We start from the raw sequence: 13,905 nt of genomic DNA on the forward strand, positions 1-13,905 counted from the left end.
GTGCTCTGGCAGATTAACGTTTGCGTTGCTTGCGGGCGTCGGTGTTGGGGTGCATTTTCCCGGAAAGCGAGGCATTGCCGCCATGCTGCGACTTTTTCTGGCCGATGCGGCTTTCCTTGCCTGCCAAGAGGCGTTCGATGTTGGCGCGGTGGCGGGTGAAGAGCAGCAGGCTCATGACGACGATGGCGGTACCGACTGCCATGCTTGAGCGCCAGGCAATGCCGGAACCGAGGATATAGAACAGCGGCGCGGCGGCGGCGGCAATCAGTGCAGCCAGCGAGGAATACCGCCAGATCAGCGCCGAGGCCAGCCAGGTGAGGGCCACCAGCAGCGCCAGCCAGGGCGCTAGACCCAGCAGCACACCCAAGGCCGTCGCCACGCCTTTGCCGCCCTTGAACCCCAGGAACAGGGGGAAGAGGTGGCCGAGGAAGACAGCAATGGCGGTCAGGGCCAGCACGCTGGTGCCCATGTCATATTCCGGCCCCCAGGTACGCAGCGCCCATACCGGCAGCCAGCCTTTGGCGGCATCGCCCAGCAAGGTCAGCGCTGCAGCCGTCTTGTTGCCGGTACGCAGGACATTGGTGGCGCCCGGGTTGCCCGACCCATACTGGCGCGGGTCCTGCAAGCCCATGATCTTGCTGACGATCACGGCAAAAGGCAGGGAGCCTATGAGATAGGCCAGGGGCACGATGATCCAGGGCAGCACGGCGTATTCGTTCATGGGGGAAATCTGGGCAAAAGGCAGTCAAGCGAGGCCGCCTATTGTAAGGTATGAGTCTGGCGATGCACGTATGCAATTGGCCGCGCGAGGGGGACAGACAGCCGGCCCTGCCGGGGTTGGTCCTCAGATAGTGCGCAGAATCTGGCTGTTTGACAATGTCGCGGTGGGCGGAAACGGTGCCGGCGGGTACAATCAGGCGCTGCCGGCCCGATGGGGATGAGTCTGAATCAGGCACGCCGGCAGCTTTACGAATGGACAGGAAAAATATGCGCATTTTGATTTCCAACGATGATGGTTACTCCGCTCCTGGACTGCAGGCGCTGGTTGATGCGCTGCATGGCCTGGGAGAGTTGACAGTCATCGCACCGGAAGCCAATCACAGCGGCGCATCCAATTCGCTGACCTTGTCCCGGCCACTGACCGTGCGCACCGCAAGCAATGGTTTTCTCTGCGTCAACGGTACGCCTTCCGATTGCGTGCATATCGCATTGACCGGCTTGCTCGACCAGATGCCGGATCTTGTCGTTTCGGGCATCAATAATGGCGCGAACATGGGGGACGACACCCTGTATTCGGGTACGGTGGCGGCGGCAATGGAAGGTTATCTGTTCGGCGTGCCCGCCATTGCCTTTTCGCTGGTGGAGAAGGGTTGGTCCAACCTGGACGCTGCCGCCGCCGTGGCGCGGCAGATCGTTGAACGCCAGGTGGCGCGCCCGCTGACGGCGCCGTCGCTGCTGAGCGTCAATATTCCGAACCTGCCGCTGCACGAAATCAAGCCACCGCGCGTGACGCGGCTCGGGCGTCGCCATCCTTCGTCGCCGGTCATCCGCTCGGCCAATCCGCAAGGTGAGGTCATCTACTGGATCGGTCCGTCTGGCGCCGCTGCCGATGCTGCGCCCGGCACGGATTTCCATGCCTTGTCCGAAGGCGCGGTGTCCGTGACGCCGCTGCAAACCGACCTGACCCATCACGGCCAGTTGCCGCGTTTGCACGATTGGCTGGCCTGAGCCACTTATGAGCAAGCAGCCTCCCGTCAACCCCGCTGATCCGCCGCCAGCGCGTCGCACCGGTATTTCCGCCGGCAGCAACGCGCTGCATGGTATTACGCCGGCAAACAGCAATACGCGGGTGTCGGCGGCGGTATTGCCGCCACGCAATAGTGCAGACGCGGGCGCGATTGGCAGGTCCGTGGGCAACCTTGGGCTCAATTCCGACCGCATGCGGGCCGCCATGGTGCAGCGCCTGGGCGCGCAGGGCATCACGGACGAAGCCGTGCTGCGTGCCATGAACGAAGTTCCGCGCCATCGCTTTGTGGACGAAGCCCTGGCAAGCCGGGCCTATGAGGATGCGGCGCTACCCATTGGTTTTGGCCAGACGATTTCGCAGCCGTGGGTCGTGGCGCATATGATTGCGCTGGGTATGGCGGACAAGGCGCCGCGTCGTGTGCTGGAAGTCGGTGCAGGTTGCGGCTACCAGGCCGCGGTCCTGTCGCGGTTGGTGCGCGAGGTGCATGCCATCGAGCGCATGCGCGGCCTGTATGATCTGGCCCGGGCCAATCTGGCCGACCCGATGTATCGCAATATTCGCCTGGTCTATGGCGACGGCATGGCGGGTTTGCCCAAAGCCGCGCCATTTGACATGATTATCGTTGCCGCAGCTGGGCTGTCTATTCCCGATGCCCTGTTGCAGCAATTGGCGCGTGGCGGCCGGCTGGTCGCCCCGGAAGGCGGCGCGCAGCAGCGCCTGGTGGTCATCGAGCGCACCGGCCCGCAGCAATGGCGGCGCCAGGAACTCGACGCGGTCCGTTTCGTTCCGCTCAAGCCCGGCATACAATCCTGATTATTGGCGCTTTGTGCAGAGCACAAGGCATGAACGTATTTTTATCGCTATGACGAATTTATCCTCGACGCGCAATTTCCGACTTCCCGTGCTGGCAGCCGCCCTGGTTCTGGCTGGCTGCGCTTCCCAGCAGCCAGCGCCTATCGTGGACGGCGCCGCGGCCAGGCCCGCCGCCGTCGACACGCCCGCACCGTCGGCCGGCATTCCCGGCGCGTCCTATACGGTGCAGCCGCGCGACACGCTGTACCAGATTGCCCGTAGCAACAATGTTTCGGTGGAAGATCTGCGCCGCTGGAACAACATCACCGACCCGACGCAACTGCGCATCGGCCAGGTGCTGCGCCTGTCTCCGGCCGGCAGCGCTGTCGCGGGCGGCGCTGCGTCGACGGGCACTGGCAGCACTCAGGTGGCAGCCATTGCCGACCCCAAGCCGGTGGCGGTGCAAACGCCCAAACCGGTGGAAACACCGGCTGCGACGCCTGCCACGGCAAAGCCGGGCAGCACCACTGCGCCGGATGAGAAGAGTGTCGTGCGTGCGGCTGACGCCAACCTGATCGACTGGGGCTGGCCGTCCAACGGCAAGCTGATCCAGGGCTTCAACTCCAATACCAAGGGTATAGACATCGATGGCCAGCCGGGCGATCCGGTCGCGGCGGCGGCTGCCGGCCAGGTCATGTATAGCGGCAATGGCGTGCGTGGCCTGGGCAACCTGATCATCATCAACCATACCGGCGGCTTCATTACCGCCTATGCGCATAACCGCAAGTTGCTGGTCAAGACCGGCGACAAGGTGACGCGCGGCCAGCGCATCGCTGAATTGGGCCAGACGGATACCACTTCGCCGCGCCTGCATTTCGAAGTGCGCCGCCAGGGAACGCCGGTTGATCCGCTCAAGTACCTGCCGCACCGATGACACCGACACTCGTCTTCGACCTTGAAACCCTGCCTGACGTCGAAGGGTTGCGGCGCCTGAACGGTTGGGGCGCGGACGTCTCCGATACCGAGGTCGCCGAGCGTGCCTTTGCGGCGCGGCGCGAAGCCACGGGCAGCGATTTCCTGCCGCTGCACCTGCAGCGCGTGGCGGTGATCGGCTGTACCTTCCGCGACGACAGCGGCTTTCGGGTGCGCACGCTGGGCAAGCCCGGTGATTCCGAAGCCTCGCTGATTGCCAGCTTTTTCAAGACCATAGAGCGCTATACGCCCACGCTGGTCAGCTGGAATGGTTCCGGCTTCGACCTGCCTGTGTTGCATTACCGCAGCCTCATCCATGGGTTGCAGGCGCCCCGGTACTGGGACATGGGCGAGGACGACCGGGATTTCCGCTTCAACAATTACATTTCCCGCTATCACCAGCGCCATACCGACCTCATGGACCTGCTGGCCAAGTACAACGGGCGCGCCAATGCTCCGCTGGATGAACTGGCCAAGCTGTGTGGCTTTCCCGGCAAGCTGGGCATGGATGGCAGCCAGGTCTGGCCCGCATGGCAGGCGGGCAAGGAAGATGAAGTCCGGGCCTACTGCGAGACCGACGTCGTCAATACCTGGCTGGTCTATTGCCGCTTCCGCATGCTGCGCGGCGAACTGGACCCGCAAAGCTATGAGGCCGAGGTCCAGCTGGTGCGCGATACCCTGGCGGCCAGCGGCGAACCGCACTGGCAGGAGTATCTGGCCGCCTGGGAGGCAGAGCGCGGCCTTTGAGCCTGCCTGCCCGATGGGCTTATTGCGAAGCAAGCAAAAGTAAACGCCGGCCAGTGCGCCGGCGTTGCTGATTCCGCTGCTGATGCTGCGTCGTGCCGTTCTGCGGGCAGGAAAATACCGTAGAACAGGTGCTGCGGATTGGCTGCAGCCGCAGTAAAACAGATTTATTTGGTCAAAAAACGAACATCTTGTGGTGCGGGCGAGACAATTTCTGGCGCCTGACCGTCAAGGATTGAAAACGAAATCGGGTGGCCTTTGGCCTGTTTCCCCATGCAAGAAACACTAGATATTGAATCGCTGGACATGGAGGCGCGCGGCGTCGCCCATCGTGAGGGCAAAGTCGTTTTCGTGGAGGGCGCGCTACCTGGCGAGCGCGTCGTGGCGCGGCCACTGAAAACCAGGCCGTCCTACGAAGTGGCTGAAGTCGAGCGCGTGCTCAGTGCGTCTACGCAGCGTGTGCTGCCCCGGTGCCGGCACTTTGGCGTCTGTGGCGGCTGTGCCATGCAGCACCTGGAGCCTGCGGCCCAGGTGGCCGTCAAGCAGCGCGTACTCGAGGACGCTTTCGCGCATATCGGCAAGTTGAAGCCGGCCAGCATGCTGGCGCCTTTGCAGGGTCCGGCGTGGGGTTACCGCTTCCGGGCGCGCTTGAGCGTGCGGGTGGTGCCCAGCCAGGGCGGGGTGTTGATCGGTTTTCGCGAGCGTAAGAGCAGCTTTGTGGCCGATATCCGTGAGTGCCATGTTTTGCCTGCGCATGTGTCGCATCTGTTGGAGCCTTTGCATGCGCTGGTGGCTGGCTTGTCCGCCCCGGACCGCGTACCCCAGATCGAGCTGGCGGTCGGCGACCAGGTGACAGTGCTGGTCCTGCGCCACCTGACCCCTCTCAAGCGCCAGGACATCGAACTGTTGCGCGGGTTCGGCGAACAACATGGCATTTCCTGGTGGCTGCAGCCTGGCGGTCCGGAGACCGCACATCCCCTGGTGCGTGGCGATGACGCCCGGTTGGCCTATCTCTTGCCGGCCTATGGCCTGCGAATGCCGTATCGCCCCACGGACTTCACCCAGGTCAACCATGCGCTCAACCGGGTGCTTGTCGTGCGGGCCTTGGCGCTGCTGCAATGCCAGCCCCAGGACAGAGTGGCGGATTTTTTCTGTGGGCTGGGTAATTTCAGTCTGCCGCTGGCAAGCTGTAGCCGCGAAGTCGTTGGCGTGGAGGGCAGTGCTGCCCTGACAGACCGCGCCCGACTGGCGGCAGCGCAGCATGGCCTGGCTGACAAAGCCCATTTCCAGACACTCAACCTGTTCGACATCGACGTGCACTGGTTGCGTTCACTGGGGTATTTCGACCGCATGCTGATAGACCCGCCGCGCGATGGCGCCCAGGCGCTGGCCGAGGCGCTGACGGCCTTGCTGCCGGCGGAACGGCCCCGTCGCATCGTCTATGTTTCCTGTAACCCGGCCACCCTGGCCAGGGACGTGGCCATCATGACACGCAAGGGCGGCTATCGCCTGGAGCAGGCAGGCGTCATCAATATGTTTCCTCACACTGCCCATGTGGAGTCCATCGCAGTGCTATCCTGATGCCTTTTGATCCTGCCGCCGGCCGCTGCGGCCGCTTGCAGGGCTTCGTTTCATAAGGAGTCTGCTTGTGGATGTCGCCGCTATCGGGGCCAACATTTGTATGCGCGGCAGCGCCGCATTATTCCTGGGCCTAGCGTGCACCGTGAGCGCCGCCGATACGGTGCTCCTGGATAATGGCGATCGCCTGAGCGGCACGGTGCAATTGCTGGATGCCGGCACCTTGCTGCTGAAGACCAGCTACGCCGGGGAAATTCGCATCGGCTGGAAGCATGTGGTGCAGATAGAAACCGACGATCCGCTGGTGCTGCGGGCTCCGGGCCTGCCTGACGGCTACCAGGCTCGTCTGGCGGCCACGCAGGGGCAGGGTGTGGTGCAGGTCGTGCCGGCGCCAGGCGAAGCTGCTGTTGCGCCCTTGGCCATGGCCCAGGTGGAGCGCCTGGTACGGCCGCATCCTGTGCTGCGGGACTGGGTCTTTCAGGGCAGCCTGGACCTGGCGCTGGATGCCAACCATGCGGCCAGCAGCAATGAAAATTGGGCGGTCACACTGCAATCGACCTGGCGCCGCTACAACTGGCGCCATGGCCTGAAGGCCGATTACACCCGCAAGTCGCAGGACAGCGTGGTGGGTACCCACAACTACATGGCCCTGTATACCCTGGACCGCTTCGTGACGGAGAAGCTCTTTGTCCAGGGCAGGTTGCGCCATCGCCATGATTTCATCGACGACCCGGCACGCGACCAGAGCATAGCCATCGGTCCCGGCTACCAGTTCTGGGACAATGAGCTGGGCGCTTTGTCGGTGTCGGCGCTGGTCAGCCATACACGCTATCGCTACCATGACGCGGCGCGCATCCATTTCCAGTCGCTGGGCGTCAGCTGGGACTATTCGCGCTATTTCGGCGGCAAGCAGTGGCAATTGTTCTCGCACGGCGAGGTTTACCAGGCCCTGAGCAACGACGCCGAGCAGAACATGGATATGTCGCTGGGCATGCGCTATAGCCTGACGCAATGGCTGTCGCTGTATGCCAAGGCCAGCTATACCAATGTCACGGCCAAGGGGCAGGACAATAGCAGCGAACGCAAGTATTCCGTGGGGTTGAGCACGCGCTGGTGAGCGGGTTGGCGAAACAGCCCGATCATCCGTCCCGACGATAAGGCCAGCCCGCAAACCAACGCCCAGTCTGCAAACAGAAACGCCGGCCATGAAACATCAGGCCGGCGTTGTCGGGAGCGGGGCAAGCTCAGGCTGCCCGGCCCAGTTGGTCAATGAGGCGCTGGGCTTCGATGCGCACGCGTTCCGGCGCAGTGCCGCCGATATGCGAGCGGGAAGCCACCGAGCCTTCCAGTGTCAGGACGTGGTGCACGTCTTCCTGGATGTCGGGATGGAAGGCACGCAGTTCTTCCAGGGTCAGGTCCGACAGGTCGCAGCCGCGCTCTTCGCAGGCACGCACGGCCAACGCCACGGTCTCGTGGGCATCACGGAAGGGCAGGCCGCGCTTGACCAGGTAGTCTGCCAGGTCGGTGGCAGTGGCATAGCCTTGCAGTGCGGCGGCGCGCATGGCATCGGCCTTGACGCGGATGCCGCCCACCATGTCGACGAAGATGGTCAGCGTGTCGCGTAGCGTATCCGCCGTGTCGAACAGGCCTTCCTTGTCTTCCTGGTTGTCCTTGTTGTAGGTCAGCGGCTGGCCTTTCATCAGGGTCAGCAGCGCGATCAGGTTGCCATTGACCCGGCCGGCCTTGCCACGTGCGAGTTCCGGAACGTCCGGGTTTTTCTTCTGCGGCATGATGGAACTGCCGGTGCAGAAGCGGTCAGCCAGGTCGATGAAGCCCACGCGCGGGCTCATCCACAGCACTAGCTCTTCTGACAGACGCGAGAAGTGCGTCATGATCAGCGAGCCGGCGGCGCAGAACTCGATGGCGAAATCGCGGTCGGAGACAGCGTCCAGCGAATTGCGGGCGACTTCGTCGAAGCCCAGCGTGCTGGCCACGCGTTCGCGGTCGATGGGGTAGCTGGTGCCGGCCAGGGCGGCAGCGCCCAGCGGCAGGCGGTTGACGCGGCGGCGGGTGTCGACCAGGCGCTCGGCATCACGACCGAACATCTCGGCATAGGCCAGCAGGTGGTGGCCGAAAGTGACGGGTTGGGCGACTTGCAGGTGGGTGAAGCCGGGCATGATGGTGCCGGCATGTTCCAGCGCCAGTTGCGCCAGCGCCAGGCGCAGCTGGCCCAGCAGATCGACCAGGATGTCGATTTCGCCGCGCAGCCAGAGGCGGATGTCGGTGGCGACCTGGTCATTGCGGGAGCGGCCGGTATGCAGGCGCTTGCCGGCATCGCCGACCAGCTCCACCAGGCGCTTTTCGATATTGAGGTGGACGTCTTCGAGGTCCAGCGACCATTCGAACTTGCCGGCTTCGATTTCGGCCAGTACCTGGGCCATGCCGCGCTGGATGTCGGCGTAGTCCTGGGCGCTGATGACGCCGACGGCGGACAGCATTTCGGCATGGGCCAGCGAGCCCTGGATATCGACATGCGCCAGGCGCTTATCGAAATCGACGGAGGCCGTGTAGCGCTTGACCAGATCGGAAACGGGTTCGGAGAAACGCGCCGACCAGGCCTTGGCCTTGTTGGCGAATTGATTGTGATGGGATGATGTGGTGTCTGACATGATGGCCGAATTATAAGATGCGCGATAATGCCGCAACCTCAATTGTCCCGAATAACTGGAAGCAATGGTAGAGCTGGTTCATTTTTATCAATCCTTGCTGGATACCTGGATGCCCAAAAGCGAATGGGCCCAGACCTTGTTCGGCCTGTGCGTGCTGGTCGTCGTGGCCTTGCTGGCGCAGGTCGTCATTGCGCATGTCGTGCTGAGGATCATCCGCCGCCTTCTGCACGTGAGCGGCAGGGAAAACTGGGACGAGGCGCTGCGCCGCCGCGGCGCCTACCGCAATCTCTGGCGTTCGGTGCCGCCGCTGGTGGTGTCGGTCAATGCGGATGTGGTGCCACACTTCGAGCGTATGGCAGGGCCGGTCAGTCGTCTGGCGCTGATTCTGGCGATTGTTTTCTTCTTCCAGGCGCTGCGCAATTTTCTCAGCGCGCTGCAGGATACGTACGCCGCCACCACACGGGCGCAGACCCGTTCGATCAAGGGCTATATCGAGCTGGGCAAGATCGCCTTGCTGGCCATTTGTTTCGTACTGGTGATATCCATCCTGGTGAACCGGTCGCCCGTCATCCTGATTTCCGGTCTGGGTGCGCTGTCTGCCGTGCTGCTGTTGGTGTTCAAGGACACCTTGCTGTCCCTGGTGGCAAGTACCCAGCTGACCAGCAACGACATGCTGCGCATTGGCGACTGGATCGAAATGCCGCAGGCCGGGGCCGATGGCTTTGTCATCGACATCGCGCTGCATACGGTCAAGGTGCAGAACTGGGACAAGACTGTCACCACCATTCCGACCTACAAGCTGTTTTCTGAAAGCTACCGCAATTGGCGCCAGATGTTCGAGTCCGGCGGCCGACGCATCAAGCGTACCTTGCGCATCAACGCCAGCAGTGTGCGCTTCCTGTCCGACGAGGAGCACCATCGCTTCCAGTCCTTCAATCTGCTGAAGGACTACCTGAAGGAGAAGGACAAGGAAATCAGCCGCTTCAACGAGCAGCTGGAAGAGGGAAGCGGCAATGCCGTCAACCGGCGCCGCCTGACCAACCTGGGGACTTTCCGGGCTTATGCCAAGGCCTACATCCAGGCCAACAAGGAAATCCGCAAGGACATGCTGTTGCTGGTACGCATGATGGAGCCCACGGCGGAAGGCATTCCGGTCGAGGTGTATTGCTTTACCAACAATACCGCCTGGGTGGAGTACGAGCGTATCCAGGGGGATATTTTCGATCACTTGCTGGCGATCCTCCCGGAATTCGACCTGCAGCTTTACCAGGCCCCGTCGGGCGCCGACCTGCTGCAACTGGGGCCGCGCGAGGCTGCCCGTGCGGCGGCCATGGCGGCCGCGAACCGAGGGACGTCCTGAGCGTTGGCGAGCCAGGAAATATTTTGAATCATTTGGTTTCAAAATAGTTATAGAAATTCTGCAGGCCCTGATGCCCCGAAGTGGTGCGGTTTCTGGAAAGACCGCACCACTTCGGGGCTTTTTACTTACATGATTGTTAGTTTATGACCCTAGGGAAAGTCCTGATTTTTCCTGGGTCCGGCGTCAATGCAGGTGATTTTTGGCCAAGATGCAGGCGAAATGCGGCGCTCCCTCTCGTTTTCATGCACCAAAATGGCTGACATGAATGTCAGTTCTTGGGGTTGGCACTAGGTTTTCCTGAGGTGGTTTTTCACTGATACTGACATCAATGTCAGTTTTTATCGGGAAGAACCATGGAAGAGAAATCACGCGGGCGCTATGTCGTCATCGGTCCGGAAGATGGAAGCAGCTATTGGCAGCCCAAACCGGCTAACGGTTATGTCAGAACCTTGCTCAACAGCGATGCAGCGGGTTCAGCCATGCCATTCTGTGCCGGCACCCAGACCATAGACCCCGGTTGCTTCGTGCGCGAGCACTGCCACGATGCCCATGAGGAAATCATCTACATCTACGAAGGCGAAGGCGTGGCCCAGCTGGAGGGCGAGGAAATTGCCCTGGCCCCCGGCGCCTGCCTGTTCCTGGGCAAGAACCGCAAGCATCGGTTCGTCAATACAGGTACCGGCCCGCTGTCCTTCTTCTGGACCTTGATGCCAGGTGGACTGGATGGATTCTTCCGCCAGATCGGCCGCGAACGCCAGGCGGGGGAGCCGCAGCCCGAGCCATTCGAGCGGCCCGCCGATATTGCAGCCATCGAAGCCAGCACGGTATTCGGCTGGACCCAGAAAGCCTGAGCACGAGCCTGAACGCAAGCCCCGGCCTTCGGGCCGAAGCCCTTCACCCAGCCGACATCAGCCACGCCTGTAGCGCGGCGGCAGCCTGCCTGTAACGGGCGGATCCGAAAACGAGAGGAATCAAGCATGTTCATCGAAGAACGAGACTACTGCATCAAGCCCGGCCTGGCCGGCAAGTTCGTGGCGCTGTACGAAGCTCACGGGCTGGCCTTGCAGAAACAGTACCTGGGGCGTTTCCTGGGGTATTTCATTACCGATATCGGCGAACTCAATCGGGTCGTGGCGCTGTGGGGCTACGACAGCCTGGATGCACGGGATGAGGCGCGCAGCCGCATGATGGCTGATCCCGCCTGGCAGAGCTATCTGGACAAAGTGCTGCCGCTCATAGATTCGCAACAGACTCGCATCATGAAGCCGGTCTCCTTTTCACCCATCCAGTAAAGCAGGCAGCATGAAACAGATAGCGGTAATCGGCAGCGGCATCATCGGCACATCCTGGGCAGTGGTGTTTGCCCGGGCGGGGTGCCAGGTGCGTCTGTATGACGGTGAGGCGGCCCAGCGGGAGCGTGCGGCAGCGGGGCTGCAAGAAGCCGTGCAGTCCAGTGCGGCCTTGCTGCGCGAGGGCGACGGCGTGGCGGACGTGCTGGCTCGAGTGCGGCAGGAAACCTCGCTGGAAGCAGCGCTGGCCGGGGCGGACTATGTGCAGGAAGCGATATCGGAGCAGTTGCCGGCCAAGCGCGAACTGTTTGCCGCCATGGATGCGCAACTGCCCGCACATGTCATCCTGGCCAGTTCCAGTTCGACCTATGGCGTTTCGCGTTTTGCCAACGACTTGCCCGGACGCGCACGCTGCCTGGTGGTCCACCCCATGACGCCTCCGCACCTGATGCCCGTGGTGGAAATCGCTCCGGCACCATGGACCGATGCCGAGGTCACTCGGCAAGCCTTCGAGTTCATGGGCGAGCTGGGCCAGGTGCCGGTGCGCATCAACAAGGAAATCAGCGGCTTCGTGCTCAACCGTCTGCAGGGCGCGCTGCTGGCGGAGATGTTCCAGGTGATTGCCGATGGCGTGATCTCGGCCCGCGATGCAGACCTGCTGCTGAGCCAGGGGCTGGGGCTGCGTTGGGCGACCGTCGGTCCGCTGGAAGGTGTGGACTTGAATGCGCCTGGTGGCATTGCCGATTACCTGGGGCGCTATGGCCATATTTTCAACGGCATGGCTGCCGAGAAAGGTTTGCCCGCCCCGGTGGATGAGGCGTTGACCGCCAGGCTGGATGCAGAAATGCGCGCGTCGCTGGCGCTGGACGGGCTGGCGCGCAAGAGGAACTGGCGCGACCTTGCCGTGGTGCAGGTGCGCCAGGCGATGCAGCCCTTGTATGGGGAAAAACCATGAAATGGATACACCGTTTTGACCGCCTGAACCAGGCCATTTGCTGGTTGCTGGGCACGCTGATGCTGGTGATGGTGCTTTGCACGCTGTGGCAGGTGGTGGTGCGTTTCCTGCTGACCTCGCTGGGCCTGAATATTTCCGCGCCCTGGACCGAGGAAGTATCGCGCTACGCCATGATCTGGATCATTTTCCTGGGCGCGGGCGTGGCTTGCCGTCAGGCGCAGCTGATTTCGCTGGAAATCGTCGTGATGCGGCTGCCGCCGGCCTGGGGCAGGGGGGTGCGCTACATCGCGCTGCTGGGTTGTCTGGCCTTTTTCTGCCTGATGTTCGTGCTGGGCATGGAATTCATGGAATTCGGCGCGATCGAGACCAGTCCGGTGTTGTCCCTGCCCAAAACCTGGATCTACGTGGCGATGCCGGCGGGGTTTGCGCTGATGTTCGCCAATACCGTGGCCTTGTTGTTGAACTGCTGGCTGGTACAGGGCGATATCCGCCATGCAGGCCAGACCCCGACGGAGTAAGCCATCATGTTATCTGCCGTATTCATTCTGCTGATGCTCTTCGCCATCAGCATCCCTGTGGCGCTCAGCCTGGGTATTGCACCGTTGCCGGCGCTGATGGACAAGGGCATTCCGCTCGTTGCTGTGCCGCAGACCATGTTCGAGGCCATGGATTCGTTTGCCCTGATGGCGGTTCCGTTCTTCGTGCTGGCGGGGCGTCTGATGCAGACCGGCGGCATCGCCCGGCGCCTGATCGACCTGGGCCTGGCGCTGATCGGCTGGGTCAAGGGCGGCCTGGGCGGCGCGGCCGTGCTGACTACGATGTTCTTTTCCACGATCTGCGGCTCGTCCTCGGCGACGACCGCAGCCATCGGCTCGGTGATGATCCCGGAAATGGAGCGCAAGGGCTATCCACGGCCGTTCGCCGCCTCGGTGATCGCCTCCAGTGGCGAGCTGGGAGTGATCCTGCCCCCTTCGGTCCCCATGATCATTTATGCCATGCTGACCGGGACTTCCGTGGCCTCGCTGTTCGTGGGTGGCATCCTGCCTGGGCTGCTGATTGCCTCGTCGCTGATTATCACCATCCTGATTCTGTCGCGCATCCATGGCTATGGCGAAGCCGCCAGCGTCACGCCTGGCGAATGGCTGCGTGGTGTTTGGCGTGCCCTGTGCCAGGCGAGCCTGTCGCTGCTGATGCCGGTCATTATCCTGGGGGGCATCTATGGCGGTTTCTTCACGGCAACCGAAGCCGCCGTCGTGGCCGTGGCCTATGCCTTTCTCCTGGGGGTATTCGTCTACCGCGAAATTTCGCTGAAAGAACTGCCGGCGATTCTCTGGAGTTCGGCGGTGACCTCGGCCATTGTGCTGCTGATTGTCGGCTTTGCCTCTGTGTTCGCCTATGTGCTGTCGCTCTATCAGGCGCCGCAACAGGTCGCGCGCATGTTGCTGGGCGTGTCCGACAACCCGCTGGTCTTCCTGCTGCTGGTCAATATCGCACTACTGGTGATCGGCCTGTTCATGGAAACCTTCGCGGCCATTCTGATCCTGGCTCCGGTGCTGGCGCCGGTGGCGATCAGCCTGGGCATAGACCCGGTGCACTTCGGCGTGATCGTCATCGTCAATCTGGCCATCGGCATGGTGACGCCGCCGGTCGGGGTGAACCTGTTCCTGGTGTGCGGCATCGCCAACGTCACCATGGAACGCCTGATGCGGCCGCTGTCGATATTCCTGGCCGTGCTGCTGTGCGATCTCATGATCATTACCTACGTACCGGTGCTCTGGCCGGCGCTGTTCTGAATTTCC

13 protein-coding genes and 1 pseudogene are annotated in these 13,905 nt (G+C 62.5%); 12 read left to right on the forward strand and 2 right to left on the reverse strand.

Annotated elements, in window-relative coordinates; translation table 11 throughout:
• Positions 1 to 13: 13 nt before the first annotated feature.
• Positions 14 to 721: a glycerol-3-phosphate 1-O-acyltransferase PlsY gene (gene plsY, locus EV679_RS13750; protein ID WP_127774329.1), complete on the reverse strand. Its 708-nt coding sequence runs from the start codon at positions 719 to 721 to the stop codon at positions 14 to 16.
• A gap of 266 nt (positions 722 to 987) precedes the next feature.
• Between plsY and surE the strand changes: the two genes are divergently transcribed.
• From surE to EV679_RS13780, 6 genes and pseudogenes are all read left to right on the forward strand, one after another.
• Positions 988 to 1,728 (forward strand): 5'/3'-nucleotidase SurE, encoded by a 741-nt coding sequence (gene surE / locus EV679_RS13755; protein ID WP_068369555.1) that lies wholly within the window; start codon positions 988 to 990, stop codon positions 1,726 to 1,728.
• A 7-nt stretch (positions 1,729 to 1,735) separates the two neighbouring features.
• Positions 1,736 to 2,560, forward strand: a complete 825-nt coding sequence (locus tag EV679_RS13760; RefSeq protein ID WP_130487514.1) for a protein-L-isoaspartate(D-aspartate) O-methyltransferase — start codon at positions 1,736 to 1,738, stop codon at positions 2,558 to 2,560.
• Positions 2,561 to 2,609: 49 nt separating this feature from the next.
• Positions 2,610 to 3,473 carry a peptidoglycan DD-metalloendopeptidase family protein gene (locus tag EV679_RS13765; RefSeq protein WP_068369551.1) on the forward strand — a complete coding sequence of 288 codons (864 nt, stop codon included), beginning with the start codon at positions 2,610 to 2,612 and terminating at the stop codon, positions 3,471 to 3,473.
• On the forward strand, positions 3,470 to 4,258 hold the full coding sequence (locus EV679_RS13770; RefSeq protein ID WP_068369550.1) for a 3'-5' exonuclease: 789 nt from the start codon (positions 3,470 to 3,472) through the stop codon (positions 4,256 to 4,258). The genes EV679_RS13765 and EV679_RS13770 overlap by 4 nt, the downstream gene beginning before the upstream one ends.
• Before the next feature lie 270 nt (positions 4,259 to 4,528).
• Positions 4,529 to 5,827 (forward strand): annotated as a pseudogene (rlmD, locus tag EV679_RS13775) (23S rRNA (uracil(1939)-C(5))-methyltransferase RlmD); the annotation flags it as partial.
• A 151-nt stretch (positions 5,828 to 5,978) separates the two neighbouring features.
• Positions 5,979 to 6,950, forward strand: a complete 972-nt coding sequence (locus tag EV679_RS13780; RefSeq protein ID WP_165390056.1) for a DUF481 domain-containing protein — start codon at positions 5,979 to 5,981, stop codon at positions 6,948 to 6,950.
• A gap of 127 nt (positions 6,951 to 7,077) precedes the next feature.
• On the opposite strand, the gene argH is transcribed toward EV679_RS13780, so the two are convergent.
• On the reverse strand, positions 7,078 to 8,502 hold the full coding sequence (gene argH, locus EV679_RS13785) for an argininosuccinate lyase (protein ID WP_127774321.1): 1,425 nt from the start codon (positions 8,500 to 8,502) through the stop codon (positions 7,078 to 7,080).
• Between the two features lie 64 nt (positions 8,503 to 8,566).
• Here argH and EV679_RS13790 point away from each other — a divergent pair, with 64 nt between their 5' ends.
• The 6 genes from EV679_RS13790 (at position 8,567) to EV679_RS13815 (ending at position 13,899) form a co-directional block, all read left to right on the forward strand.
• Positions 8,567 to 9,862: a mechanosensitive ion channel family protein gene (locus EV679_RS13790; RefSeq protein ID WP_130487515.1), complete on the forward strand. Its 1,296-nt coding sequence runs from the start codon at positions 8,567 to 8,569 to the stop codon at positions 9,860 to 9,862.
• Positions 9,863 to 10,215: 353 nt separating this feature from the next.
• A complete protein-coding gene (locus EV679_RS13795; protein WP_068369543.1) occupies positions 10,216 to 10,713 on the forward strand; it encodes a cupin domain-containing protein in 498 nt (165 codons plus the stop codon).
• A gap of 126 nt (positions 10,714 to 10,839) precedes the next feature.
• Positions 10,840 to 11,154, forward strand: coding sequence for an NIPSNAP family protein (locus EV679_RS13800; protein WP_068369540.1), 315 nt, complete (start codon positions 10,840 to 10,842; stop codon positions 11,152 to 11,154).
• Between the two features lie 10 nt (positions 11,155 to 11,164).
• Positions 11,165 to 12,106, forward strand: coding sequence for a 3-hydroxyacyl-CoA dehydrogenase (locus EV679_RS13805; protein WP_130487516.1), 942 nt, complete (start codon positions 11,165 to 11,167; stop codon positions 12,104 to 12,106).
• On the forward strand, positions 12,103 to 12,624 hold the full coding sequence (locus EV679_RS13810; RefSeq protein ID WP_068369530.1) for a TRAP transporter small permease: 522 nt from the start codon (positions 12,103 to 12,105) through the stop codon (positions 12,622 to 12,624). The genes EV679_RS13805 and EV679_RS13810 overlap by 4 nt, the downstream gene beginning before the upstream one ends.
• A gap of 6 nt (positions 12,625 to 12,630) precedes the next feature.
• Positions 12,631 to 13,899 carry a TRAP transporter large permease gene (locus EV679_RS13815; protein WP_068369527.1) on the forward strand — a complete coding sequence of 423 codons (1,269 nt, stop codon included), beginning with the start codon at positions 12,631 to 12,633 and terminating at the stop codon, positions 13,897 to 13,899.
• The last annotated feature ends 6 nt before the right edge of the window (positions 13,900 to 13,905 follow it).

Source organism: Kerstersia gyiorum (assembly GCF_004216755.1).
GTDB classification, from domain to species: Bacteria; Pseudomonadota; Gammaproteobacteria; order Burkholderiales; family Burkholderiaceae_B; genus Kerstersia; species Kerstersia gyiorum.